This is a genomic window from Tritonibacter sp. SIMBA_163 (assembly GCF_046535935.1).
Taxonomy (GTDB): Bacteria; Pseudomonadota; Alphaproteobacteria; order Rhodobacterales; family Rhodobacteraceae; genus Epibacterium; species Epibacterium scottomollicae.
The window spans coordinates 1-241 of the sequence record NZ_JAWJBP010001180.1 but is presented as its reverse complement, the minus strand read 5'-3'; the positions used below and the strand labels follow the sequence as shown (position 1 = coordinate 241).

The 241-nt window shown below is 65.1% G+C and carries 1 protein-coding gene; it reads left to right on the top strand.

Going from position 1 to position 241, the window contains the following annotated elements; all coding sequences use genetic code 11:
* Window positions 1-241: hypothetical protein (locus R0J92_RS26045; RefSeq protein WP_411053820.1), on the top strand; the 241-nt coding region annotated here is incomplete at both ends.

The window sequence follows — 241 nt, the reverse complement described above, 5'->3', positions numbered from 1 at the left end:
GGGCAGTCAGCAGGTCAATCTATGGCCAGGCGCCCACTATGACGGTGTTTTCGGCTTCTGGTACGGCAAGGGCCCCGGCGTCGACCGGTCGGGCGATGTGTTCAAGCACGCCAATTTCGCCGGCACCTCACGCCATGGCGGCGTCCTGGCCCTGGCCGGCGACGATCATGCCTGCAAATCGTCCACCGTGCCGCACCAGTCGGAGCATGCGTTCTCCGCTGCGATGATCCCTGTGCTGCAC